At 72.0% G+C, this 23,344-nt stretch carries 16 protein-coding genes; 7 read left to right on the top strand and 9 right to left on the bottom strand.

Annotated elements, in window-relative coordinates; translation table 11 throughout:
* Nucleotides 1-184 (bottom strand): hypothetical protein (locus KBX43_RS04025; RefSeq protein WP_210883257.1); only part of this gene is annotated, 184 nt, incomplete at its 3' end.
* On the opposite strand from KBX43_RS04025, the gene KBX43_RS04020 reads away from it, so the two are divergent.
* Complete coding sequence (locus tag KBX43_RS04020; RefSeq protein WP_210883255.1) at nt 183-4,469, top strand: discoidin domain-containing protein; 4,287 nt, start codon at nt 183-185, stop codon at nt 4,467-4,469. The two genes, KBX43_RS04025 and KBX43_RS04020, sit on opposite strands and share 2 nt — an antisense overlap.
* 223 nt (nt 4,470-4,692) lie before the next feature.
* Here KBX43_RS04020 and KBX43_RS04015 read toward each other — a convergent pair whose 3' ends face one another.
* Nucleotides 4,693-6,084 carry a PLP-dependent aminotransferase family protein gene (locus tag KBX43_RS04015; protein WP_210883248.1) on the bottom strand — a complete coding sequence of 464 codons (1,392 nt, stop codon included), beginning with the start codon at nt 6,082-6,084 and terminating at the stop codon, nt 4,693-4,695.
* 40 nt (nt 6,085-6,124) lie between these two features.
* Here KBX43_RS04015 and KBX43_RS04010 point away from each other — a divergent pair, with 40 nt between their 5' ends.
* Nucleotides 6,125-7,087, top strand: a complete 963-nt coding sequence (locus tag KBX43_RS04010) for a DMT family transporter (protein WP_210883246.1) — start codon at nt 6,125-6,127, stop codon at nt 7,085-7,087.
* On the opposite strand, the gene KBX43_RS04005 is transcribed toward KBX43_RS04010, so the two are convergent.
* Nucleotides 7,025-8,236 (bottom strand): hypothetical protein, encoded by a 1,212-nt coding sequence (locus KBX43_RS04005; RefSeq protein WP_210883244.1) that lies wholly within the window; start codon nt 8,234-8,236, stop codon nt 7,025-7,027. The genes KBX43_RS04010 and KBX43_RS04005 overlap by 63 nt on opposite strands.
* A gap of 330 nt (nt 8,237-8,566) precedes the next feature.
* Here KBX43_RS04005 and KBX43_RS04000 point away from each other — a divergent pair, with 330 nt between their 5' ends.
* A complete protein-coding gene (locus KBX43_RS04000; RefSeq protein ID WP_210883237.1) occupies nt 8,567-10,132 on the top strand; it encodes a polysaccharide lyase family 1 protein in 1,566 nt (521 codons plus the stop codon).
* 62 nt (nt 10,133-10,194) lie between these two features.
* Here KBX43_RS04000 and KBX43_RS03995 read toward each other — a convergent pair whose 3' ends face one another.
* The 5 genes from KBX43_RS03995 to KBX43_RS03975 all read right to left on the bottom strand — a co-directional run bounded on the left by KBX43_RS03995 (nt 10,195) and on the right by KBX43_RS03975 (nt 16,735).
* Nucleotides 10,195-11,925 (bottom strand): cellulose binding domain-containing protein, encoded by a 1,731-nt coding sequence (locus tag KBX43_RS03995; protein WP_043324291.1) that lies wholly within the window; start codon nt 11,923-11,925, stop codon nt 10,195-10,197.
* A gap of 27 nt (nt 11,926-11,952) precedes the next feature.
* Entirely contained in the window at nt 11,953-13,380 is a 1,428-nt protein-coding gene (locus KBX43_RS03990; protein WP_069089767.1) for a non-reducing end alpha-L-arabinofuranosidase family hydrolase, read from the bottom strand.
* Nucleotides 13,381-13,639: 259 nt separating this feature from the next.
* Nucleotides 13,640-14,704: an SRPBCC domain-containing protein gene (locus tag KBX43_RS03985; protein ID WP_210883235.1), complete on the bottom strand. Its 1,065-nt coding sequence runs from the start codon at nt 14,702-14,704 to the stop codon at nt 13,640-13,642.
* Nucleotides 14,705-14,725: 21 nt separating this feature from the next.
* Nucleotides 14,726-16,057: a low temperature requirement protein A gene (locus KBX43_RS03980; RefSeq protein ID WP_210883226.1), complete on the bottom strand. Its 1,332-nt coding sequence runs from the start codon at nt 16,055-16,057 to the stop codon at nt 14,726-14,728.
* Between the two features lie 87 nt (nt 16,058-16,144).
* Nucleotides 16,145-16,735 carry a TetR/AcrR family transcriptional regulator gene (locus tag KBX43_RS03975; protein WP_069089765.1) on the bottom strand — a complete coding sequence of 197 codons (591 nt, stop codon included), beginning with the start codon at nt 16,733-16,735 and terminating at the stop codon, nt 16,145-16,147.
* A 121-nt stretch (nt 16,736-16,856) separates the two neighbouring features.
* On the opposite strand from KBX43_RS03975, the gene KBX43_RS03970 reads away from it, so the two are divergent.
* Both KBX43_RS03970 and KBX43_RS03965 read left to right on the top strand, forming a co-directional pair.
* Nucleotides 16,857-18,497, top strand: coding sequence for an MDR family MFS transporter (locus KBX43_RS03970; protein ID WP_069089764.1), 1,641 nt, complete (start codon nt 16,857-16,859; stop codon nt 18,495-18,497).
* Between the two features lie 74 nt (nt 18,498-18,571).
* Nucleotides 18,572-19,420 (top strand): phosphatase PAP2 family protein, encoded by an 849-nt coding sequence (locus tag KBX43_RS03965; protein ID WP_064446065.1) that lies wholly within the window; start codon nt 18,572-18,574, stop codon nt 19,418-19,420.
* 7 nt (nt 19,421-19,427) lie between these two features.
* Here the strand turns inward: KBX43_RS03965 and KBX43_RS03960 are convergent, their stop codons facing one another.
* Entirely contained in the window at nt 19,428-21,485 is a 2,058-nt protein-coding gene (locus KBX43_RS03960) for a cellulose binding domain-containing protein (RefSeq protein ID WP_210883218.1), read from the bottom strand.
* Between the two features lie 244 nt (nt 21,486-21,729).
* Between KBX43_RS03960 and KBX43_RS03955 the strand changes: the two genes are divergently transcribed.
* Both KBX43_RS03955 and KBX43_RS03950 read left to right on the top strand, forming a co-directional pair.
* The gene (locus KBX43_RS03955; protein ID WP_113973967.1) at nt 21,730-22,479 is read left to right on the top strand and encodes a lytic polysaccharide monooxygenase; all 750 of its coding nucleotides are present in this window, start codon (nt 21,730-21,732) and stop codon (nt 22,477-22,479) included.
* On the top strand, nt 22,464-23,093 hold the full coding sequence (locus KBX43_RS03950) for a DUF305 domain-containing protein (RefSeq protein WP_210883210.1): 630 nt from the start codon (nt 22,464-22,466) through the stop codon (nt 23,091-23,093). Before KBX43_RS03955 ends, KBX43_RS03950 begins: the two co-directional genes overlap by 16 nt.
* Nucleotides 23,094-23,344 lie beyond the last annotated feature (251 nt).

Genomic DNA, 23,344 nt, shown 5'->3' with positions numbered 1-23,344 from the left:
GGTACACGCCCACCCCGTACTGCGGGCCGTGGCCGCAGCCGCAGTGGGGCAACGGACCGTCCAGCCCGCCGCCCACCAGCCCGGCGCCGACCACGGCAGCGCCGACGACGGCCCCGCCGACCACCGCACCCCCACCCCCGAACGCCTCTCCACCTCCCCCGGGAAGAAGGTGTCCGTCCACCATGTCCAGACTCCGTACCGGAATCGTCGCGGTGCTCGCCGCGGTCGGCCTGGTCGTCACCGCGGCCCCCGCCCCACCGGCCCTCGCCGCCGGCGGCCCGAACCTCGCCGCCGGGCGCACCGCCACCGCCAGCAGCGTCAACGGCCCCTACGTCGCGGCCAACCTGACCGACGGCAACCAGGGCAGCTACTGGGAGAGCAGCGGCGCGCTGCCCCAGTGGGCCCAGGTCGACCTCGGCACCAGCCGCGCCGTCGACCAGGTCGTGCTGAAGCTCCCTGCCGCCTGGGAGGCCCGCAACCAGACGCTGTCCGTGCAGGCCAGCGCCGACGGCAGCGGCTTCACCACTGTCGTCGCGTCCGCCGCCCGGACGTTCAGCCCGGCCGCCGCCAACACCGTGACGCTCGGCTTCACCGCCACCGACGCCCGCTACCTGCGGGTCGTGATCACCGCGAACACCGGCTGGGCCGCCGCTCAGCTCGCCGAGCTGGAGGTGTACGGCGCGGCCACCTCCTCGACCAACCTCGCGCTCGGCCGGACCATGACCGAGAGCGGTCACGCCGACGTGTACGGCGCGGGCAACGCCAACGACGGCAACGCGGCCACGTACTGGGAGAGCCCGAACAACGCGTTCCCGCAGTGGATCCAGGCCGACCTGGGCGCCGCCACGAGCGTCAACCGGCTGGTGCTGCGGCTGCCGTCCGGCTGGGGCGCACGCACCCAGACGATAACCGTGCAGGGCAGCACGAACGGCTCCACCTTCGGCACGCTCGTCGGCTCCGCCGCGTACGCGTTCGACCCGGGCGGCGGCAACACCGTGACGGTCACCGTGCCCACCGCCTCGACGCGGTACGTGCGGCTGCTGTTCACCGCGAACAGCGCCTGGCCCGCCGGGCAGCTCGGCGAGCTGGAGGTCTACGGCCCGGTCACCGGCGACACCCAGGCGCCGAGCGCGCCCGGCAACCTCGCGTTCACCGAGCCCGCCACCGACCAGGTGCGGCTGACCTGGACCGCGTCCACCGACAACGTGGGCGTCACCGGCTACGACGTGTACGCCAACGGCGTGCTGCGCACCACCGTCGGCGGCACCACGCTGACGTACACCGACACCCAGCCCGCCGGGACCACCGTCTCCTACTACGTGCGGGCGCGCGACGCGGCCGGAAACGTGTCGGCGAACAGCACCACGGTCACCCGCACCGGCAACACCGGGGACACCGTCGCGCCCACCGCGCCCGGCAACCTGGCCTACACCCAGCCGGCGAGCGGGCAGATCCGGCTGACCTGGACCGCGTCCACGGACAACGTGGGCGTCACCGGCTACGAGGTGTACGCCAACGGCACGCTGCGCACCACGGTCAGCGGATCCACGCTCACCTACACGGACAGCCAGCCGGACAGCGCGACCGTCTCGTACCACGTGCGGGCCCGCGACGCCGCCGGGAACGTGTCGGCGAACAGCAACACCGTCACCCGTACCGGCAGCAGCACCGGCGGCACGAACCTGGCGGTCGGCAAGCCCGCCACCGCGTCGTCGATGGTGCACGTGTTCGCCGCCGCCAACGCCGTCGACAACGACGTCACCACGTACTGGGAGGGCGCGCCCGGCGCGTACCCGAGCACGCTCACCGTCGCGCTCGGCGCCAACGCCGCGATCAGCGCCGTCGTCGTGAAGCTCAACCCGGACCCGGCGTGGGGCGCGCGCACCCAGACGTTCCAGGTGCTCGGGCGGGAGCAGTCCGCGTCCGGGTTCACCAGCCTGGTCGGCTCCGCCACGTACTCCTTCAACCCGAACAGCGCCAACACGGTGACCGTCCCGGTCTCCGCGACCGCAGCCGACGTCCGGCTCCAGTTCACCGCGAACTCCGGCTCCGCCAACGGCCAGGTCGCCGAACTCCAGGTCATCGGCGTCCCGGCGCCGAACCCGGACCTCACCGTCACGGCCGTCACCGCCGCGCCGTCCGCGCCGGTGGAGACCGACGCGATCACGCTGTCCGCCACCGTGCGCAACGCCGGCACCGCGGCCTCCGCCGCCACCGACGTCAACCTCTACCTGGGTACGACGAAGGTCGGCACCGCCGCCGTCGGCGCGCTCGCCGCGGGCGCGTCGAGCACCGTCTCGGCCACCATCGGCGTACGCGACGCCGGCAGCTACCAGCTCACCGCGAAGGTCGACGAGTCGAACGCGGTGATCGAGCAGAACGAGGCGAACAACTCCCACACCAGCCCGACCCCGCTGACCGTCAGCCCGGTCGCCAGCTCCGACCTGGTCGCCTCCGCCGTCACCTGGTCACCCGGCACGCCGAGCGCCGGCGCCACCGTCTCCTTCGCGGTGACGCTGCGCAACCAGGGCACCATCGCGTCGGCGAGCGGCGCGCACGGCATCACGCTGACAGTGCGCGACCAGTCCGGGGCGGTGGTCCGTACGCTCACCGGCTCGTACAGCGGCACGATCGCGGCCGGTGCCACCGCCGGACCGGTGTCGCTCGGCACGTGGACCGCCGCCAACGGCCGGTACACGGTGCGGGTGGTGCTCGCCGACGACGGCAACGAGCTGCCGGTAAAGCGGCAGAACAACACCAGCGACCGGGCGCTGTTCGTCGGCCGCGGGGCGAACCTGCCGTACGACGCGTACGAGGCCGAGGACGGCACGACCGGAGGCGGCGCGCAGGTGATCGGCCCGAACCGCACCATCGGCGACCTCGCCGGGGAGGCGTCCGGCCGCCGCGCGGTCACGCTCAACACCACCGGCGCGTACGTCGAGTGGACCACCCGCTCGGCCGCGAACGCCCTGGTGGCCCGCTACTCCATCCCGGACGCGCCGGGCGGCGGCGGGATCGACTCGACCATCAACGTCTACGTCAACGGTGTGCTGCACAAGCCGATGAGCCTCACCTCGAAGCACATCTGGCTCTACGGCGCCGAGGCCGGTCCCAGCGACTCGCCGAGCGCGGGCGCGCCCCGGCACCTGTACGACGAGGCGAACGTGCTGCTCGACACCACGGTCCCGGCGGGCAGCCGGATCCGGCTCCAGAAGGACCCGGCGAACAGCACCACGTACGCGATCGACTTCGTCAACACCGAACTGGTGGCGCCGCGCGCCAACCCCGACCCGGCCCGCTACAAGGTTCCGACCGGGTTCAGCCACGCCGACGTGCAGAACGCGCTCGACGCGGTACGGATGGACACCACCGGCACGCTGGTCGGCGTCTACCTGCCCGCCGGCACGTACGAGACGGCGCAGAAGTTCCAGGTGTACGGCAAGGCGGTGCAGGTCGTCGGCGCCGGCATGTGGTTCACCCGGTTCCAGACGCCGCGCAACCAGCAGAACACCGACGCCGGTTTCCGGGTCGAGTCCTCGGCCAGCGGCTCGACCTTCGCCCACCTGGCGTTCTTCGGCAACTACACCAACCGGATCGACGGTCCCGGCAAGGTGTGGGGCGAACTGAAGGACGTGGACGACCTGACGCTGGACAGCGTCTGGGTGGAGCACACCGTCTGCGCGTACTGGGGGGTGAGCGTGGACGGGCTGACCATCCGGGACAGCCGGTTCCGCAACACCTTCGCCGACGCCGTGAACATGACCAACGGCAGCACGAACAACCTGGTCACCAACTCGGAGGGCCGGTCCAACGGTGACGACGCGTTCGCGTTGTTCTCCGCCACCGACCAGGGTGGCTCAGGCGGCAACCACGGCAACGTGTTCGAGAACCTGACCGCCACGCTGACCTGGCGGGCAGCCGGGCTGGCGGTGTACGGCGGCTACGACAACGTGTTCCGCAACCTGTACATCGCCGACCAGCTCACGTACTCGGGCATCACGATCAGCTCGCTGGACTTCGGCTACCCGTTCGTCGGGTTCGGTGCCAGCCCACCCACCCGGTTCGAGAACATCTCGCTGATCCGTTCCGGCGGGCACTTCTGGGGCGCGCAGACGTTCCCGGCGATGTGGTTGTTCTCCGCGTCGAAGGAGTTCCGTGGCATCCGGGTGAGCGACGTGGACATCGTCGATCCGACGTACTCGGGGATCATGTTCCAGACCAAGTACAACGGCAGCCAGCCGGAGAACCCGATCACCGACACGGTGCTGACGAACGTGTCGATCTCCGGCGCGCGGCGCAGCGGTGACGCGTTCGACGCGAAGTCCGGCTTCGGCATCTGGGTCAACGAGATGCCCGAGGCAGGTCAGGGCCCTGCTGTCGGCGCGGCGACGTTCACCAACCTCCGCCTGACCGACAACGCCCAGGACATCAAGAACACCACAAGTACGTTCACGATCACCCGCAACTAACCTCGCGGCCTCTCCCACCCCCGCGATCTTGCACTCTCGGCCCCGGTGATGCCGGATTACTCCTGGTATCAGGGGGCGCGAACTGCAAGATCGCGGGGGCTGCGGGGCGGCGCGTCGAGGGCGGCACGGCGATCTTGGAGTTGTGGCGCCTCTGATAGTGGGGCGAAGCCGACAAGCTGTGGCACCACAAGTCCAAGATCGACGGGGGAGGTAGGTCTGCCGGTCAGTGGGAGAGGGCGGTGGAGAGGCGGTGGATTGCCTCGTCCATCTGCTCGGGTGGGGCGGCGGCGTACGTGAGGCGCAGGTGCGGGGCGGGGGGTTCGGCGGCGTACCAGGGGCGGCCGGGGAAGACTGTCACCCCCGCTGCCGCGGCAGCCGTGGTCACCGCTACGTCGTCGGTGTTGTCGGGCAGGCGTACCCACAGGTGCAGGCCGCCGCGCGGGACGTCGCGCGGCGCCAGCTGCGGCAGGTGGCGGTTCAGTGCGGCGAGCAGCGCCTCCCGGCGGGCCCGCAGTTGTCCGCGCAGGCTGCGGCGGTGCCGGTCCCAGGCGGGCGCGGTCAGGAACTCCAGCGCTGCCTGTTGCAGCGGCCCGGCGACGAACAGGTCGTCGAGCAGGCGGGCGGCGCGCAGCCGGGCTCCGGCCGGTCCGCGCGCCCCGAGCGCGGCGATGCGCAGGCCGGGCGCTGCCGGTTTGGTCAGTGAGCGCAGGTAGACGACGTGTCCGTCGGGGTCTTCGGCGGCCAGCGGCGGCGGTGCCTCGCCGTCGATGGTGAGGTCGCGGGCGTAGTCGTCCTCGACCAGGAACGCCCCGGCCTCGCGCACCGCCTCCGCCACCTCGCCACGCCGGGCGGCGGACAGGGTCGCGCCGTGCGGGTTGGCGTACAAGGGCTGGCAGTAGAAGAGGCGGGCGCCGGTACGGGCGAACGCGGCGGCGAGCTGGTCGGGGCGTACCCCGTCGGTGTCGGCGGGCACCGGCACCACCCGCAGTCCGGCGGCGCGCGCGGCGGCGAGCGCGCCCAGGTAGGTGGGGGATTCGACGAGCAGCGTGTCGCCGGGTGTGGTGAGCGCCCGCAGCGTGGTGGAGAGCGCGGCCTGCCCGCCCGGGCAGATCACCACGTCCTCGGCGCGCAGGCCCCCGCCGGCCGCTCGGGCGAACCAGGCGCGCAGGTCGGCGCGTCCCTCGACCGGGCCGCGCTGCCACGCCGCCGGTTGCCGGGCGGCGCGGGCGAGCGCCGCACCGAGCGCGGCGGCCGGCTGGAGGTCCGGGTCCAGGTAGCCGCCGGTCAGCGGGATCGCGCCCGACGGCGGTAGCGCCAGCAGCGCCTGCATCTCCTCCTCGCCGTCGCGCCGCGAGCCCAGCGCGACGGTCTGCCACGACAGGTCCGGCCGTGGTGGGTCGGCGCGCCGGTTCGCCACGTACGCGCCACGTCCCGGCCGTGTCTCGATCAGGCCGTCGGCGACGAGCCGCCGGGTCGCCTCGGCGACGGTGACGGGGGAGACGTGATGGTGGGCGGTCAGCTCCCGTACCGACGGCAGTCGCGTGCCGGGGACGGCGTCCGCCGCCAGCGCACCCAGATGCCGGACGACACGCTCGATAGCGCTACCATCATTCATGACAGCACAGAGTAGCGCTACTGCACCAACGACGGTAACGGTGGGAGCGGGCGGCGGGGTTGCCCTCGGCGCGCTGGGCGTGCTGGCCTTCAGCATGTCGCTGCCGGCCACCCGCGTCGCGGTGCACACACTCGACCCCTGGTTCGTCGCGTTCGGACGGGCGGTCGGCGCGGCGCTGCTCGCGTGGGCCTACCTGCGGTTCACCGGCGCCCCACGCCCCACCCGGGACCAGTGGCGACGGCTGTCGATCGTCGCGCTCGGCGTCGTGGTCGGCTTCCCGCTGTTCACCTCGCTGGCGCTCACCACACAGACATCGGCGCACGGCGCGGTGGTGGTCACCGTGCTGCCCGCCATGACGGCGGTGTTCGCGGTGCTGCGGGCCGGGGAACGGCCGCCGCCGCTGTTCTGGATCGCCAGCATCGCCGGACTGGCGCTGGTGCTCGCGTTCCTCGCCGCCGGCGGCTCGATCCGCGGGGCGCTGGCGCCCGCCGACCTGTACCTGCTCGCCGCCGTGGTGCTCTGCGGACTCGGGTACGCCGAGGGCGGCCGGCTCGCCCGCGAACTCGGCGGCGCCCGCACGATCTGCTGGGCGTTGCTGCTGTCACTCCCGGTCACCGCGCCGGTCACGGCGGTTGCCGCGTTCGTCCACCCGCCGCACGGCGGCATCGCCGCGTGGGCCGGGTTCGGCTACCTCACAGTGGTGTCGATGTTCCTCGGCTTCTTCGCCTGGTACGCCGGGCTGGCCCGGGGCGGCATCGCCAAGGTCGGCCAGATCCAGCTCGTCCAGCCGGTGCTCACGCTGATCTGGTCGGCACTGCTGCTCGGCGAGGCGGTCACGCCCGGCGCGCTCGTGGTGGCGGGCGCGGTGCTCGCCTGCGTCGTGCTCATCCAGCGCACCCGGGGCGGCGCGACACCGTCGCGCGCCCCGGGCCGGTCGCCCTCAGCAGGGCGCGATGGTGCCGGTCACGCTGGAGACGTACGCGTGGCTGACGAAGTGTCCTGACGCGAGGCGGTTCCACTGGGTGGTGGTCCGGTACGGGCCGCTCACCGACTGGCCGCTGACCGAGCACTCGATCGGCACGTCGGCGTACGTGGCGGCCAGCCCGACGACCGGGTTGCTCGTGCTGGGACCGGAGCGGATGTTGAGCGGCCCGCTGCCGATGCGACCGCGCGTGCCGGTGCCGGTCCAGAGGTAGGCGACGTCGACCCAGGCGTTGTCGGTCAGCAGCAGGCCGTCCCAGAACGTGCCGTCGGCGAGGTCGATGCCGGCCGGGCTGCCCACCACCCGTCCGAACTGGTCCCGCCCGCCGTTGTAGCCGCTCTGGTACGCCGCCTGCGCCTCGGGCCGGCCCTGCGGCAGGTCCTTCCACATCTCCCGGGTGCTGCTGGGGTTCCAGTAGTCGTCCTTGGTGTTCCACGGTCCGACGTCCCAGACCGGCGCGTACTCGCAGCGGCTGCGGGTGGTGGTGCAGACCCGCACGGTGTAGTCGCCGGTGTTCTTCGGCGCGAGTCCGCGGAACGAGGGCAGCGCGACGAAGTGGTCCCGGGAGACGATCACGTGCCCGTTGGCGGTGGTGCCGCCGACCAGGCCCTCGCGGGTGGCGTACACCCGGTAGGTGAGGCCGGGCGTGGCGGCCGTGACGGCGGCGACCGAGTCGGCGGTGAGCCGGACCGTGCGCAGGCTGGGCGCGGCGGACGGCCGGTCGGCGGTGAGGACCACCCGGATCTGCACCCGGGTGACCGGCTGGTCGAAGACGGCGGCGCCGGTCACGGCCCGCCATTCGGTCCACGCGCCCGATCGCCAGCCGCGCGCCGCCACCTCGACGGCGCCGTCGCGGGCGGGGACTGCGACGACGTCGGCCCGGACCCGGTTGGCCGGTGCGGCGAGTGAATGCGGCGCGACGAGCAGCGTGCCCTCGGCCGCGATGCCGCGCCGGGCCGCGGGCCGGTACGCCGGGTCGGCGAGGCGCAGTTCCGTGCCGGTCCAGCGGACGTTGACGTCGTCGGAGTCGATTCCGGCCAGGTCGGCGCTCCAGGTGTTGCCGGTGGCCGGTGCCGCCAGGGGCGCGGCGGGGGCCGGGGAGGCGGCCAGGACGGCGGCGACCGCGCCGGCGACGACCGCCGGGGTGCGGGTCCTGCGGGATCGGGACATGGCGCTCCTCGTGGGGGCGGAGTTAGACAGATGTCGATGTGAGGGTGAGGTGCAGGCAACCATCGATCTCGCCGCCCGTCAAGGTGGCGTCCCCGGCGTCCGGCCGCCCTGAGCAGTGCAAAAAACCTGCAAACGCTACCTCTTGCCCTGAGCGAAAGCGCTTTCATACGATCGCGTTACATCGATGTTTCGTTTGCGGCCCGGGCATCGCAGATGAACGACATCCGCCGGCGACGCGCCTGATCGCGTCGCGGCTCCGCACTATTCCCATTCGGTTGCTGCCGCGGCTCGGCGGCAATTCCCGCGTGCTCGAAAAAGGAATGAGGCGACATGAGAAGACCAGTCGCGCTGCGACTCCACGCGGCACTGGCCACGGCGGTCGTCGGTATCGCCGTCGCCGTGGCGCTGCCGTCCCCGCAGGCGTCGGCGGCGGCCGGCAGCGCCACCGGCTACGCCACCCAGAACGGCGGCACGACCGGCGGCGCGGGCGGGCAGACCGTACGCGCCACCACCGGCACCGCCATCCACGCCGCGCTCTGCGGCCGGGCCAGCAGCAGCACCCCGATCATCATCGAGGTGACCGGGACCATCAACCATGGCAACACCAGCAAGGTCTCCGGATCGAGCTGCAACACCGCCGACGGCGCGATCGAGCTGAAGCAGATCAGCAACGTCACGATCATCGGGGTGGGCAGCGGCGCCGTATTCGACCAGCTCGGCATCCACATCCGCGACTCCCGCAACATCATCATCCGCAACGTGACGGTGCGCAACGTCAAGAAGTCCGGCTCGCCCACCTCCAACGGTGGTGACGCGATCGGCATGGAGAGCAGCGTCCGCAACGTCTGGGTCGACCACGTGACGCTGGAGGCGTCCGGCGGGGAGTCGGAGGGCTACGACGGCCTGTTCGACATGAAGGACGACACCCAGTACGTGACGCTGTCGTACAGCATCCTGCGCAACTCCGGCCGCGGTGGCCTCATCGGATCGAGTGAGAGCGACCGCGGCAACGGCTACATCACGTTCGAGCACAACCTGTACGAGAACATCGACTCCCGTACGCCGTTGCTGCGCGGCGGGATCGCCCACATGTTCAACAACCACTACAACGGGCTGCACGAGTCGGGCATCAACTCCCGGGCCGGCGCACGGGCCAAGGTGGACAACAACTACTTCCGCAACTCCAAGGACGTGCTCGGCACGTTCTACACCAGCGAGCGCGGCACCTGGCAGGTCAGTGGCAACATCTTCGACAACGTGACCTGGTCCTCGCCGGGCAGCGACAACTACCCGGCGGGTCCGAACGTGACCTCGACGACCACCGTGAGCGTCCCGTACTCGTACCGGCTCGACGCGGCGAGCTGTGTGCCGGACATCGTGCGGCAGACGGCGGGCGCGAACACCGGCCTGCGGGTGTCCGACGGCAACTGCACGCCGCAGTCCCCGGCGCCGACGACGCCGGGGCCGACCACGCCCGCACCGACCACGCCGCCGCCCGGGACGACCACCCCGCCGCCGTCCGGCGGGACCAACCTGAGCCTCGTCTCCGGCGCCGGCGCGGACGGGTCCAGCAAGGCCGACGGCACCAGCTACGGCAACGTGCGCGACGGCAACCTGAGCACCTACTGGTCGCCGTCGGGGTCGACCGGCACCGTCTCGATCAAGTGGGGCTCGGCCACCACCGTCTCCCGCGTGGTCATCCGCGAGCCGTCCGGCACCTCGGGCTCGATCGGGTCCTGGCAGCTCGTCAACAACGACACCGGCGCGGTGCTGGCCTCCGGCAACGGGGCCGGTCAGATCACCTTCGGCGCGACCTCGCTGAAGAAGATCAACTTCAAGATCAACAGCTCCAACGGTACGCCGAGAGTCGGCGAGTTCGAGACGTACGCCAGCTAGCACGTCACACACGAGCGGGGGCGGCCGATCCGGCCGCCCCCGCCCTTGTTGCGTGTCCCCGGTCAGAGGGTGAGCACGACGGTGGAGATGCTCCGCGCGCCGACGTTCACGGTGACCTGGTTGCCGTTCACGCCGACCGGCTGGCTCGCCGCGCTCGCGTTCTGCGACGTGGCCACGTACTCCGCCCGGCTGACGTTCTGCGGCGCCTGGATGATCGCGTTGTTCACCGCGCTGGTGGACCGGTTGAGGATCACCAGCGTGACCTTCCCGTCGCCGGAATAGGCGGTCACCTCCAGCGGCGACGCCTTGGAACTCTTGGTAAGGGCGACCCGCTGGTAGCCGGGACGCACGTACTTCGCGTACTGCGAGAACGCGTACCCGCGCTTGAGCGGCGCGCCCGCCACGGTGCCGTACGCGGACTCGCCGTCACCGATGAACGAGTAGTAGCGCTTGCCGTACCACCAGACGTACGCGCTCCAGTTCGACTCCATCGACTTGTGCACGGTGCGCATGATGTCGTCGAGCGTCTCGTTCCAGGCCGCGGCGTTGGCCGGGTTGCCCCAGATGTTGGAGCCGCCGCCGTCGGCCTCGTGCAGGTTCCACTCGGTCATCCACACCGGCTTGTTGTACTGCTGCGCCAGCGTGTACGGCTTCAGCCGGCCGGACGCCTCGGTGCCGTAGAGGTGCCCGCCGATGTAGCCGATGTTGTTGCGGGCGGCCGCGTCGTTGAGCGTCGGGTCGGTGTAGCCGTAGTTCAGGTTCACCGCCTCGGCGACCATCAGCTTGGTGTTCTGAACCTTGGCGCCCTGCTCCCGCACGAAGGTCTGGAGTTCGGTGCCGCTCCAGTCCATCGAGTCGTAGTCAGGGTGCCAGTCCGGCTCGTTCTGCACGGACGTGACGTCGATCGTCACACCCTGGTTGCGCATGTACTGGACGTAGCTGTTGAGGTGGTTGGCGTAGTCGTCGTAGTAGTCGGTGCGCAGCTTGCCACCGTTGATCCGGCTGTTGTTCGTCTTCCAGGCCGCCGGGGCGGTCCACGGCGACGCCATGATCTTCACGTTCGACCCGTACGACTTCGCCGTGCGCAGCGCGCTGACCTGGGTGCCCCACTCGCCGGACACCGGCGAGATGCCGGTACGCACGATGGACAGGCCGAGCTGGTTGGGGCCGAGCCCGACGAGCGTCTGCGTCTCGGCCGTCGACCAGGCGCCGCCCCAGATCGACACGGCGGCGCCGAACCCGTCGATCGTCTGGTAGCGGCTGGCGGTGTTGACGGTGATGTCCGCCGCCCCGGTCGGCGGCGGGGTGCTGGGCGAGGTGGTCGGCGAACTCGTCGGTGACGTGGACGGCGAGGTGGACGGCGACGTGGGCGTCGTGCCGCCGGTGCAGGTCACCCCGTTGAGCGCGAAGCTCGTCGGCGCGGGGTTGCTGCTGGTCCAGGCTCCGTTGAACCCGAACGACGTGCTGCCGTTCGTGGGGATGGACCCGTTGTAGTCGACGTTGCGGGCGGTCACCGCCGCTCCGCTCTGGGTAACTGTGGCGTTCCACGCCTGGGTGACGGTCTGGCCGGCGGCGTAGGACCAGGTGAGCGTCCAGCCGTTGACCGGGTCACCGAGGTTGGTGACCGTCACGTTCGCGCCGAAGCCGCCCTGCCACTGCGACGACACGGCGTAGGTGACCGCGCATCCGGCGGCCGCCGCTCCGGCCGGCAGCGCCGCGGCCATCGCGGTGGACGCCAGCAGGACCGCGCCGGCCGACAACACCGCGGTACGGGTCGTTCTGTGCCTTCTCATGCGACCTTTCTTCCTGGACGGTCCGGCTCAGCGCTGGAGGGTGAGCAGTCCGGGGCGGTAGGGCAGGAGGCCGTAGTCGCCGCCGGAGTTGGGGGAGCGGCCCTGGTAGAGCAGTTGGAGGTTGCAGGGGTCGACGGTGAAGGTCTGGTCCGCGGTGGTGCGGATCAGCTCACCGTGGCTGATGTCGTTGGTCCAGGTGGCGCCGCTGTTGGCCTTGCCGGCGAACGGGTTGGACTCGGTGGCGGCCTGCGGGGTCCAGGAGCCGTTCAGGCTGGTGGCGGTGAACGAGCGGAAGTAGCGGCCCTGGGAGCCGATGGCCTCGACGATCATCAGGTAGCGGGTCTGGCCCTGCAGCTTGTAGACCTGCACGGCCTCGAACAGGTTGTTCGTGCTGTCGGACATGATCGTGGTGTAGTTCGAGCCGAAGCTGCCGGGGAAGTTTCCGATCGGCATGCTGGAGCGGTAGATCTTGCCGTTGTCACCGGCGAAGAACAGGTACATGTTCTGGTCGTCGGCGATCAGCGTCTGGTCGATCGGGCCGGTGCCGGAGCCGGAGATGCTGCCGGTGAACAGCGGCTGCGCCGACGACCACCCGTTGGGGTTGGTGGGGTCGTTGGAGGTGCGGTAGGAGAACGCGGTCGGTCCCCACTGGTATGCGAGGACCCAGATGTTGCGCGGCGCGAAGTAGAACAACGTCGGCGCCACGGTCCCCGACGACATCGCGTTCTGGCTGGCCGACGCCATCTGCGACCAGTTCGAGAACAGACCGAAGTTCATCGACCCCCACCTCGTGCCGGTGTCGTGGGTGGTGGCGTAGACCAGGTGCTGCCCGTTGTAGGGCACCACCGTGAAGTCCTTCAACGACACCCAGCCCGACCGCGGCTGCGCCAACGCGCCCGTCGAGGACCACCGGTACGACGACGGGAGACTGCAGGTGTTGCCCGGCGGCGGCGTCGTGGGTGGCGCCGTGGTCGGCGGTGCCGTGGTGGGTGGCGCGGTGGTGGGTGAGCCGGTCGGGCCGCCGGTCGGCGTGGTGCCGCCGGTGCAGGTCACGCCGTTGAGCGCGAAGCTGGTCGGCACCGGGTTGCTGCTGGTCCAGGAGCCGTTGAAGCCGAACGACGTGTTGCCGTTCGTCGGGATCGACCCGTTGTAGTCGACGTTGCGCGCGGTGACCGCGGACCCGCTCTGGGTCAGGCTCGTGTTCCACGACTGGGTCACCGTCTGCCCGGCGCCGAACGACCACGTCAGCGTCCAGCTCGACACCGGGTCGCCGAGGTTCGTGATGGTGACGTTGGCGCCGAAGCCGCCCTGCCACTGCGACGAGATCGCGTAGTTCACGGAGCAGCCCGCGGCGGCGGCCCCGGCGGGCAGCTGCGCCACGGCGACCGACGCCGACGCGAGCAGCGCGGCGCCGGCCGACGCCAATATGGCATTGACTGACCTGGATCTGGACATGAATTGACCTCCTGCGGGGGCGGCGGCTCTGGCATTGGCGGTGGCGATTGTTTTGTGAGCGTTAACAGCCGCGTCAGGGATGTTACGGGAGCGCTCCCATGCGCTCAACAACCCATTTCCGCACCCACCGAATCAGCGCGGCCCCCACCCGCCCGCCCCGGACGCGACGATCATGAAGTTGACCGCGTCCAATGCGGACAAATTCGCGGCCTAACTTCATGATCAACGGGGTGGAAGGGAGGGGAGAGGGGTGGGGGCGTCAGGCGGGGGTGCAGGGGGTGTTGTCGGCGGTGCACGCGACGGGGGCGTCGTGCTGGGGGTCCGGGTCGCGTACGTCGAAGCGGATGGTGGCGGAATCGCCGCCCGGCAACGCGCCCCCGGTGAAGGTGACCACGGTGCCGTCCTGGGTGGCCTCGGCTCCGCTGACACTGCCCACAGTGGCGCCCTCGTGCAGCGTCACGGTGACCGTCCAGCCCGGACGCGGTGACGGGCCGGGATTGCGCAGCACCACCTCGCCCCGGTAGCCGAAGATCCGGTCGTTCACCGTCTCGTAGGTGGCGCTCAGCGGCGTCGCCGCCACCCTCGAGGGCGTCGCGCTCGGCGTACGGCTGGGGGTGGGTGACGGCGTCGGCGAGGGTGACTCGCTGCGGCGGCTGGCGCTGGGCGTGGGCCGCGCGGTCGTGGGGCGCGCGGAGGGCGTCGCGGTGGACGGCATGACGAGTGACGTCGTGGGGGCCGGCGCGGCCGGGGCGGGCGGCTCGTCGCCGGTGGTCCATACCGTTGCTCCGGCTGCCGCAGCCAGCAGCGTGACCGCGCCCGCCGCGAGCAGCGCCCGGCGCCGTCCGGGCCGGCGGGGTTCGTCGCCGAGCAGCCGGACCACAGGCAGTTCGGCGGTCAGTCCGCCCTCGGCCCGGCGCAGGTCCACGTTCTGGAACGCCAGCCAGTCCAGAATGGCCGGCAGCCGTCCGGTGACCGCCTGCTCGTGCTGCTCGGCGCGGGCGTCGGCGTCCCAGTCGCCCTCTTCGAGCACCTCGCGTACGGACAGCCGGGTGCCGTGTGCGGTGGGGGCCAGGTCGCAGGCCAGGCGGGTGGCCCGGTCGGCCTCCCGGCAGCGGACGACCAGCCGGTGCGGCGCGCGCAGCTCGACGGTCTCGACCTCGGTGTCGGTGTCGTAGCCGGGCAGCGCGGCGGTGGCGAGGATCCACCGGTCGGACCCGGGCGCGCTGTCGGTGAACCACTTGGCCAGCAGCGCGCGTTCCGTCAACGCCCGCCAGGTCCGGGCGGGCGGGTGGAACAGGTCGACCTCGGTGACGATCTCGATCACGCGGAGACTCTAGGGCCTGTGTCAAGGTCGGTGCGGGGCGCTGTCGCCGCCGTCGTGCCAGCGGGCCCGCCAGGCGGCCTCGCTCTCCTCGGCGCTCGACTTCTCCTCGTGCATGAGCCGGCGCAACGCGATCCGGGAATCGGCGAAGATCACCAGCTCGGCCGCCACGAGCGCCACGCAGATCGCGGTGAGCAGACCCAGCGCGCCGAGCGCCGGCAGGTGCCGCCCGACCGGCAGCGCCACGGCGAGCAGAACCACGGCGCCGACCCGGGTCCAGGACAGCGTCCGCAGCGCGCGCCACTGGAACGCCATGTTCGCGGCGAAGTAGACGAGCACGCCGCCGAAGAGCAGCGGCACCGCCGGGCCGTGGCCGCGCTCCATCGGGCCGCCGGCCGGGTCGGTGACGATGCGGACCAGTTCCTCGGCGCCGATCGCGAACAGGATCACCCCGGCGATCATGGGCAGGTAGAGGTAGGCGTACGCGTCGCGGGCAAGCGCCACCCGCGCGTGACCCTGGGTGGCGTGCAGCGCGATCCGGGCGGCCGGGCCGATCATGTCGAAGTGCGCCCACCAGAGCGCGGCGGTGAACAGGATGCCGAAGATCGCCGCCGGGATCGCCGGCCAGGTCACCGGCTGGCCGAGCAGGTTGCCGCCCACGCCGACCGAGATGACCGACTCGCCGAGCGCGATGATCAGGATCAGGTCGTACCGCTCGGTCCAGTGCTCGGCCGAGGTGATCTTCCAGCCGTCGGTGCCGGCCAGCAGACCACTGCTGTACTGGATGGCCACCACGGCGATCCACAGTCCGTCGCGCAGCCACGGGCCGACCTCCGGGGACACTCGCGGCGGCAGCAGCGCCGCCACCAGCAGCAGGGTGGCGGTGACCAGCGCCTCGGGCAGGAACAGCCGCAGCTTGTGCCGGGCCGGCGGGTCGTCGCGCGTGGCGTACCAGTACAGCGCGGTGTGCACGGCCCGGATCACCACATAGCTGATCGTGACCAGGATCGGCCCGGCGCTGCCCTGTTGCAGGTCGCCGAACGTCTGCGGCAACGCGAGCGCGAACGTGAACAGCGCGATCATGCCGACCACCATGAGGATCGGCACGAAGCCCTCGCCGAGGCGCAGCCGGGCGGCCACCGCGCTGTGCACCACCCAGCACCACCACAGCACGGCGAGCACCAGCAGCGCGTGCAGCAGTTCCCCGGGGGTCACGTTGGCGGCGGTGGCCCGCGTGATGATGAAGAAGGACACCACGAAGACGAGGTCGAAGAAGATCTCGAACCGGTCGACCCGGGTGGCGGGGGCGACGCCGGTCGCCGGCCCGAGCCCCTTGCGCCACCGGTCGCCACCCACCGGGCGAGTCTGTCAGCCCAGGTCAGGCAGGGTGCCGCTTTCGCCGGCCATTCCACCGGTCCGACCGGGCGGCGGGCGGGGGAGTGCTCAGCCGGCAGCCGGGGCGGCTAGGGCGAGCACGTCGCGCAGCACGTCGCGCAACGGGCGCCCGGGGCGCTCCAGCCACTCGTGGGCGGCGATCCGCAGGGACGCGAGGAACGTCGCGGCGATGATCCGGGCCCGCAACGCCGCGTCCGGTCCGGTCACCCGGCGGGCCAGCTCCGCGGCCATCTCGCGCTCCAGCGCCGCGTACGCGGCGACCTGGTGGGCGGCCAGGCTCGGGTGACCGTGCAGTCGCCGGCGCCGGTTGAGCCAGGGCTCGGCCGGGTCGTCGTAACCGTCCTCGGCCTGGGCCAGGGCGGCCCGGGTCAGCGCGGCCCACGGTGGCAGCTGCGGCGGTTGTTGCGCGACCAGCGCGAGGAGCCGGCGCAGCCGCAGCGTGTCGCCGTGGAAGAGGGCCTCCTCCTTGCCGCTGAAGTAGTTGGAGAACGTGCGCCGGGAGACGTTCGCGGCGTCGGCGATCGCCTCGACGGTGATCCGGTCGGGGCCGTGCTCGACGGCGAGCGACAGCGCCGCCTCGTGCAGCGCCTGCCGCGTGGCCGCCTTCTTCCGCTCGCGCAGCCCGGTGCACTCCTCCATGCGACAAGCCTAGGTGACCCATTTCTCAATGGGCAAAGTTGCCCGACGGGCAAGGTTTAGTGTTGATTGCTTGAGGCAACGAAGCGGCCAACCCGCATCGACACATCTGGAGGACGCGCGCATGAGCGCACCCACCGTGACGGCTGAGGCCGCCCCGATGAGCAAGCGGAAGACGCTGGAGGCGCTCAGCGGTCTGCTGCTCGTGCTCTTCGTGGCCATGCTGAGCAGCACCGTGGTCTCGACGGCCCTGCCGAAGATCATCGGAGCGCTCAACGGCTCGCAGACGCAGTACACCTGGGTGGTCACCGCCACCCTGCTCACCGCCACCGCGACCACCCCGATCTGGGGCAAGCTGGCCGACCTGTTCAACAAGAAGCTGCTGATCCAGATCGCCATCGTGGTGTTCCTGGTCGGGTCGATCGCGGCCGGCTTCGCGCAGAGCGCCGGGCAGCTCATCGCCGCCCGCGCGTTCCAGGGCATCGGCGTCGGCGGTCTCCAGGCGCTGGTCCAGGTCGCCATCGCGGCCATGATCCCGCCGCGTGAGCGGGGCCGCTACAACGGCTACCTGGGCGGCGTCATGGCGCTGGCCACCGTCGGCGGCCCGCTGCTGGGCGGCCTGATCGTGGACACCTCCTGGCTCGGCTGGCGCTGGTGCTTCTTCGTCGGCGTACCGGTCGCGGTGGTCGCGCTGTTCCTGCTCCAGGTCACCCTGAACCTGCCCACCGTGCGCCGGAAGAACGTCAAGATCGACTATCTGGGCGCCACGCTCATCGCCGCCGGCGTCAGCGTGCTGCTGATCTGGATCTCGTTCGTCGACGACTCGTTCGCCTGGGCCTCCTGGCAGACCGGGGCCATGGTCGGCGGCGCGGTGCTGCTGCTCGCGCTCGCGGTCTGGGTGGAGGCGCGAGCCGCCGAGCCGGTGGTGCCGCTGCACATCGTCCGGGAGCGCACCACCGCCCTGGCGATCCTGGGCAGCCTCGCGGTCGGCATGGCGATGTTCGGCGGCGCGGTCTTCCTCGGCCAGTACTTCCAGATCGGCCGCGGCTACAGCCCGACCGAGGCCGGTCTGCTGACCATCCCGATGATGGTCGGCGTGTTGATCTCCTCGATCGTGGCCGGCCGGATGATCACGGCCACCGGGAAGATCAAGCCGTACATCGTGTTCGGCGCGGTCGTGCTGGTCGTCGGGTTCGCCATGCTCGGCACCATCGACCACGAGACCTCGCTGGTCTTCGTCGGCCTCGCCATGTTCATCGTCGGCGTCGGCGTCGGCATGACCATGCAGAACCTGGTGCTCGCGGTGCAGAACACCGTCGCGCTCAAGGACATCGGCGCGGCCAGCGCCAGCGTCGCGTTCTTCCGCTCGCTCGGCGGCACCATCGGCGTGTCGGTGCTCGGCGCGGTGCTGGCCCGCCGGGTCACCGACCGGATCACTCACGACCTCGCCGCGGCCGGCATCCCCGCCTCCGGCGGAGGCGGCGGCAGCACGCTCAACCTCGACGCGCTGCCCGAGCCGGTCCGGCAGATCGTGCGGGCCGCGTACGGGGACGCAACGGGGCACATCTTCCTGATCTCGGCCGCCATCGCGGTGGTGGGTATCGTGGCGGCGCTGCTGCTGCGCCCGGTCACCCTGCGTTCCAGCCTCGACCTGCCGGACACCGGCCGGTCGGTGGCGGTGGGAGCGGACGCCGTCGACGGCGCGCCCGCCTTCGACGAGGTGAGCGTGGACTCGGCCGGGCGGGAGGAACGCGCCCGCCGCTGAGCCCGTACCCCCAGGGCCGTCGCCGACCCCGGCGGCGGCCCTGATCCGTGCCGGGAGGCACCGAAGGAGGAGTCGTGGACATCACGCGGGCCGCGCCGCCGCGCCTGGCCGCATGGCGGCGGGCCGCGCGTGAGCTGGCGCTCGTCGCCGTGCTCTTCCTCGCCTACAAGGCGGGCCGGCAGGTGGTGGCCGACCACGCCGAGGTGGCGCTCGCCAACGGCGAGTGGATCTGGCGGCTGGAGCGGCTGCTGCGCCTGCCCGCCGAGGCGGCGGTGCAGGGGCCGCTGCTGTCGCACGAGATCCTGATGCGGCTGGCGAACAGCTACTACGCCTTCGTCCACTTCCCGGCCACCGTGCTCTGCCTGGTCTGGCTCTGGCTGCGCCGCCCGGCCCACTACCTGCGGCTGCGGCGCGCCCTGGCGGCGCTGACCGCGGTGGCGCTGGTGCTGCACGTGTGCGTCCCGCTCGCGCCGCCCCGGCTGACCGAGCTCACCGGTCTGGTCGACACCGGCACCCGGTTCGGCCCGAGCGTCTACGGACCGCCCGACACCGACCAGCTCAGCAACCAGTACGCGGCCATGCCGTCGCTGCACGTGGGCTGGGCGCTGGCGATCGCGCTGGCGCTGATGGCGGTCACCACCGGACGCCTCCGCTGGCTCTGGCTGCTCCACCCCCTGGCGACAGCGCTCGTGGTGGTGGTCACCGGCAACCACTACTGGCTCGACGGGCTCGTCTCGGTCGCGCTGCTCGTGGCGATCCTGGCCGTGCTGCCCCGGCCCGCGCCGGACCGGCCCGCGCTCGTCGAGGCAGCCGGACCGGTGCGCCCGCACGTGGTGCCGGCGCCGCGCCGCGCCGGCCACCACCGGAACCCGCGGGTCCCGGCGGCGGCCGACGCGCGGCTGCGCCCTCCCGGGCGGGGCTGAGGGCCGGTCAGCGCAGCGTGCAGACCGTCCCGTTGAGGCGGAACGCGCCCGGCGGCACGTTCGGCCCGCTGTACGCGCCGACGAACCCGACGGTCGTGCTCCCGCCGTCGGCGGCGAGCCGCCGGTTGTCGGCGGTGGGCGTCACCCGGACGTTGCGGCCCTGCTGGTCCCAGGTGGCGCTCCACCCGCTGCTCACCTGCTGCCAGTCGGTCGGCCAGGTCCAGGTCAGCGTCCAGCCGTCGATGGCCTTCGCGCCGGTGTTGATCACCTCGACGTTCGCCACGTACCCGTTGCCCCAGTCGTTGTCGTCGTTGAACCGCACCGCGCAGGAGCTCTCGGCGGGGCTGCCGGTGGCGAAGGTCAGCGGCGGGGACGACCAGGAGACCCGCCCGGCGGTGTCCCGGGCGAGCACGTTGACCGTGTAGCGGGCGCCCGGTTCGAGGTTGCCCACCGTCAGCGACGTGCCGGCGGTCTCGCCGAGCTGCTCGCTCACCGCGCCGTACTGCCGGTGCACCTCGTACTTGGCGATCGGGGACGCGCCCGGCGTGGCCGCCGGCCAGGAGATGGTCGCCGCACGGTCGGTCACCGCGCCCGCCGTCGGCCGGCCCGGGGCGCCGGGCCGCCCGGCCGAGCTGCCGGCCGGTCGCAGCACGAGCGTGGTCAGCGAGTACGGCGGCAGCGTGCGCACGGTGGCGCTGCCCGAGCGGCCGGTGCTGATCCCGGTCGCGCCGTTGGCGAGCGTGTGCACTGTCGGCGCCTCGTCGGCCGGGGTGAAACCGGCGTAGTCGAGCGCCACCGGGTGGGCGTTGTCCGGGTCCTTGTTGAGCAGCAGGACCGCGACGCTGCCGTCCGGCCGCCGGACCGCGTGCGCGGCGACCAGCGGCTCGTCGGTCCCGGCGCGGACGAGCTGGTCACCGGGCCGGGCGAACAGGTTCATCATGGACAGCGCGTGGTACGGCGCGAACGGGGTGTTGAACGCCGGCTGACACACCTCACCGTCGCTGGTGCAGTTGCCGCTGGACAGCATCCCGAAGTCGCCGTAGTCGGTCTGCCCGGCCACCTCGGAGACGGTGCCGATGCCGTTGTGCACGTTCCACCACTGCACCGTGAAGACGCCCTGCTCCAGCAGGCCGCTGTAGGCGTCGGCCAGGAACAGCGCGCCGGGCGCGGTGGTGCGGCCGGCGTCCACGTTCAGCTCGGTGAAGCTGATCCCGATCCGGTCCGCGCCGGGACCGGCGTACCTGGCGATCTGCTGGCGCAGCAGCCAGGCCGCGTCGGGCAGGTGGTTGGTCCGGGCCAGCGAGTCGGCGGCGTTGCCGCCCGGGTACCAGTGCACGTCCACGAAGTCGATCTTCGGGCCGGCGAGGGAGAGCACGGTCTGGTTCCACGGGCCCAGGTCGGAGCCGGCGGTGATCCCGTCCGGCCAGTTGCCGGGCATGGTGAGCACCGCGCCGACCTTGATGCTCGGGTCGACCGCCTTCATCGCGTCGGCGTACTCGATCACCAGCCGCGCGTACTGGGCGGCGCTCTTGTCCGGGTGGTCGTCGGCCTCCCAGGCCGAGCCGTAGTGGCCGTTGCCGTAGTTCTCGTTCCCGACGGTCCACCACTTGGCGCCGTAGCCCTTTGTGACGTTGGCGTACCGGACCCAGGCGGCGGCCTCGGCGGGCGTGCCGGTGCCGTAGTTCGCGATGATCATCGGCTGGGCGCCGACGCGGCGGGCGCCGGCCATGAACGTGTCGAAGTCGGTGTTCGGCGCGACGTAGCCGCCGGGCGCGGTGTGCGTCTCCCAGTGGTAGATGTCGGCGTACGAGCCGCCGGGGTAGCGCAGCATCTTCACACCCGCGGCCTTGAGCAGGTCGGACGTCTCGGCGCTGCCGAGCTGCGAGTCCCAGATGGCGTGGTTGACGCCGAGCGCGGTCTCCGGGACCGTGGCCAGCCCGGCGCGGGTGTTCACGGTGACGGTGACCGGGTCGGTGGGGTCGGCGGCGGCGACCGGTCCGCCGACGGTGCTGAGCGCGGTGGCGAGCAGGAGCAGGCTGGCCGCGAACGCGGTGGTTCTCCTCATGCGGGGGTGTCCTCCGGGGAGTGGGACGACGAGGCGATGCCCGGTCTGCGTCGTCCTCCCGGACGCCTGGCGGCGGCGGGATGCCCAGGAACGACGATCGGCTCCGCGCGGCGAGCCATCGACGAGGATCATACGCCCGGCGTCGGGGAGTGCAGGGCTTAATTTATAGACAGGAGTCTTTACTGTTAACAATGTTTAATTTATGTTCGGGGCACCTTCCGTTCCCCCTGAAGGAGTTGCCACCATGCGTCGAAGAATCACCCTCCCGCTGCTTACCGCAGGAGCCGTGACCGGCACGCTGGCGCTCGCCGCGCCCGCGCAGGCCCACGGCTACGTCTCCTCGCCGCCCAGCCGCCAGGCGCTGTGCGCGCAGAACCGGGTGCCCGACTGCGGCCAGATCAAGTACGAGCCGCAGAGCGTCGAGGGCCCCAAGGGCCTGCGCAGCTGCCACGCCGGCATCGCCCAGTTCGCGGTCCTCAACGACGACAGCCGCAACTGGCCGGCCACCTCGGTCGGCAGCACCGTCACGTTCACCTGGGTCAACACCGCCCGCCACGCCACCGCCAACTGGGAGTACTGGATCGGTGGCACCCGGGTCGCCGTGGTCGACGGCGGTGGCCGTCAGCCCGGCGCGACCGTGTCGCACACGGTCAACCTGGGCGGCTTCTCCGGCCGGCAGAAACTGCTCGCCATCTGGAACATCTCCGACACCGCCAACGCCTTCTACTCCTGCGTCGACCTGCAGATCGGCGGCGGTGGCGGCAACCCGACCCCGTCGCCCACGCCGACGGCGGCGCCGACCACCCCCGCGCCCTCGCCCACGCCCACCCGGACCAGCACGCCGGCGCCGGGCGGCACGTGGACGGCCGGACGGGCGTACCAGGTCGGCGACACGGTGACCTACGACGGCCGCACCTACCGCTGCCGCCAGGCGCACACCGCCATCGCCGGCTGGGAGCCGCCGAACGTGCCGGCGCTGTGGCAGCAGATCTGAGCCCGCGTACCCGCGCGGCGGAGCCGGCCGGTCCCCGGCTCCGCCGCGCGTCCGCGGCGCTGCTCGGCGTGATGCTGACCCTGGCCGGTTGCGGCGGCCCGCCCGCGGCCGATCGGTTCCCGCCGGTCCCGTCCGCCACGGACTCGATCCCGGCCGGCGCGGACGCCACGGTGAGCGGGATCGACGCGCTGTTCCTGGCCATGATGGTGGCCCACACCGAGCAGACGCTGGAGATCGTGCGGCTCGGTCTCGACCGCGCCACCGATACGCGGATCCGCACGCTGATCGCCGCCGTGCGGGCCACCGAGACCGACGAACTGGCCACCATGCGCGAATGGCTGCGCGACGCCGGGCCGTCGGCCGCCGCCGCGGCCGCCCGGCACGACCACTCCGGGCACAGCGACGCTGCCGCCGGACTGGCCCGGCTGCGCGCCGCCGCGCCCGCCGACGCCGACCGCGTGCTGGTCGACGTGCTGAGCCGGCACCAGCGCACCGCGGCCGACCTGGCCCGCGCCCAGGTCGCCGCCGGCACCAGCGAGCGGGTACGCGAGCTGGCCCGCCGGATCGAGCGCTCCCGGACCGCGGAGATCGAACTGATGGGCCGGATGGGCTGAAACGGTGCGCCCGCACGCCCCGGAGCTGCCCGGACGCGCCATGACCTTCGTCACGTCGACGTCGCGCCCACCGGCCCGCCGAGGTTCACGAATCGGCGCGCAACCGCCCTTTTCCGTGAGCCGCCGGCCCGCCGTACGGCCGTGCGCAGGCCCGGGACGCCTCGTCCGTCGGCAAAATCCGCCCCGGTCTGTCGCCGGTCGTGGTTAGGCTTCCCGCCGGACGTCGCCCCGCCGCGCGTTCCGCCCGCGCC

Source organism: Micromonospora sp. C41 (assembly GCF_018070485.1).
GTDB classification, from domain to species: domain Bacteria; phylum Actinomycetota; class Actinomycetes; order Mycobacteriales; family Micromonosporaceae; genus Micromonospora; species Micromonospora chalcea.
The sequence above is the reverse complement of the archived record's forward strand: the minus strand, read 5'-3'. Positions and strand labels throughout refer to the sequence as shown.

What these genes read in the sequence shown, in the direction of transcription:
- KBX43_RS03970 (WP_069089764.1), top strand. Translation starts at nt 16,857, where the DNA reads ATGAGCGCACCCACCGTGACGGCTGAGGCCGCCCCGATGAGCAAGCGG.
- KBX43_RS03995 (WP_043324291.1), bottom strand. Translation starts at nt 11,925, where the DNA reads ATGAGAAGGCACAGAACGACCCGTACCGCGGTGTTGTCGGCCGGCGCG.
- KBX43_RS04020 (WP_210883255.1), top strand. Translation starts at nt 183, where the DNA reads ATGTCCAGACTCCGTACCGGAATCGTCGCGGTGCTCGCCGCGGTCGGC.
- KBX43_RS03955 (WP_113973967.1), top strand. Translation starts at nt 21,730, where the DNA reads ATGCGTCGAAGAATCACCCTCCCGCTGCTTACCGCAGGAGCCGTGACC.
- KBX43_RS03960 (WP_210883218.1), bottom strand. Translation starts at nt 21,485, where the DNA reads ATGAGGAGAACCACCGCGTTCGCGGCCAGCCTGCTCCTGCTCGCCACC.
- KBX43_RS04005 (WP_210883244.1), bottom strand. Translation starts at nt 8,236, where the DNA reads ATGTCCCGATCCCGCAGGACCCGCACCCCGGCGGTCGTCGCCGGCGCG.
- KBX43_RS04000 (WP_210883237.1), top strand. Translation starts at nt 8,567, where the DNA reads ATGAGAAGACCAGTCGCGCTGCGACTCCACGCGGCACTGGCCACGGCG.
- KBX43_RS03975 (WP_069089765.1), bottom strand. Translation starts at nt 16,735, where the DNA reads ATGGAGGAGTGCACCGGGCTGCGCGAGCGGAAGAAGGCGGCCACGCGG.
- KBX43_RS03990 (WP_069089767.1), bottom strand. Translation starts at nt 13,380, where the DNA reads ATGTCCAGATCCAGGTCAGTCAATGCCATATTGGCGTCGGCCGGCGCC.
- KBX43_RS04015 (WP_210883248.1), bottom strand. Translation starts at nt 6,084, where the DNA reads ATGAATGATGGTAGCGCTATCGAGCGTGTCGTCCGGCATCTGGGTGCG.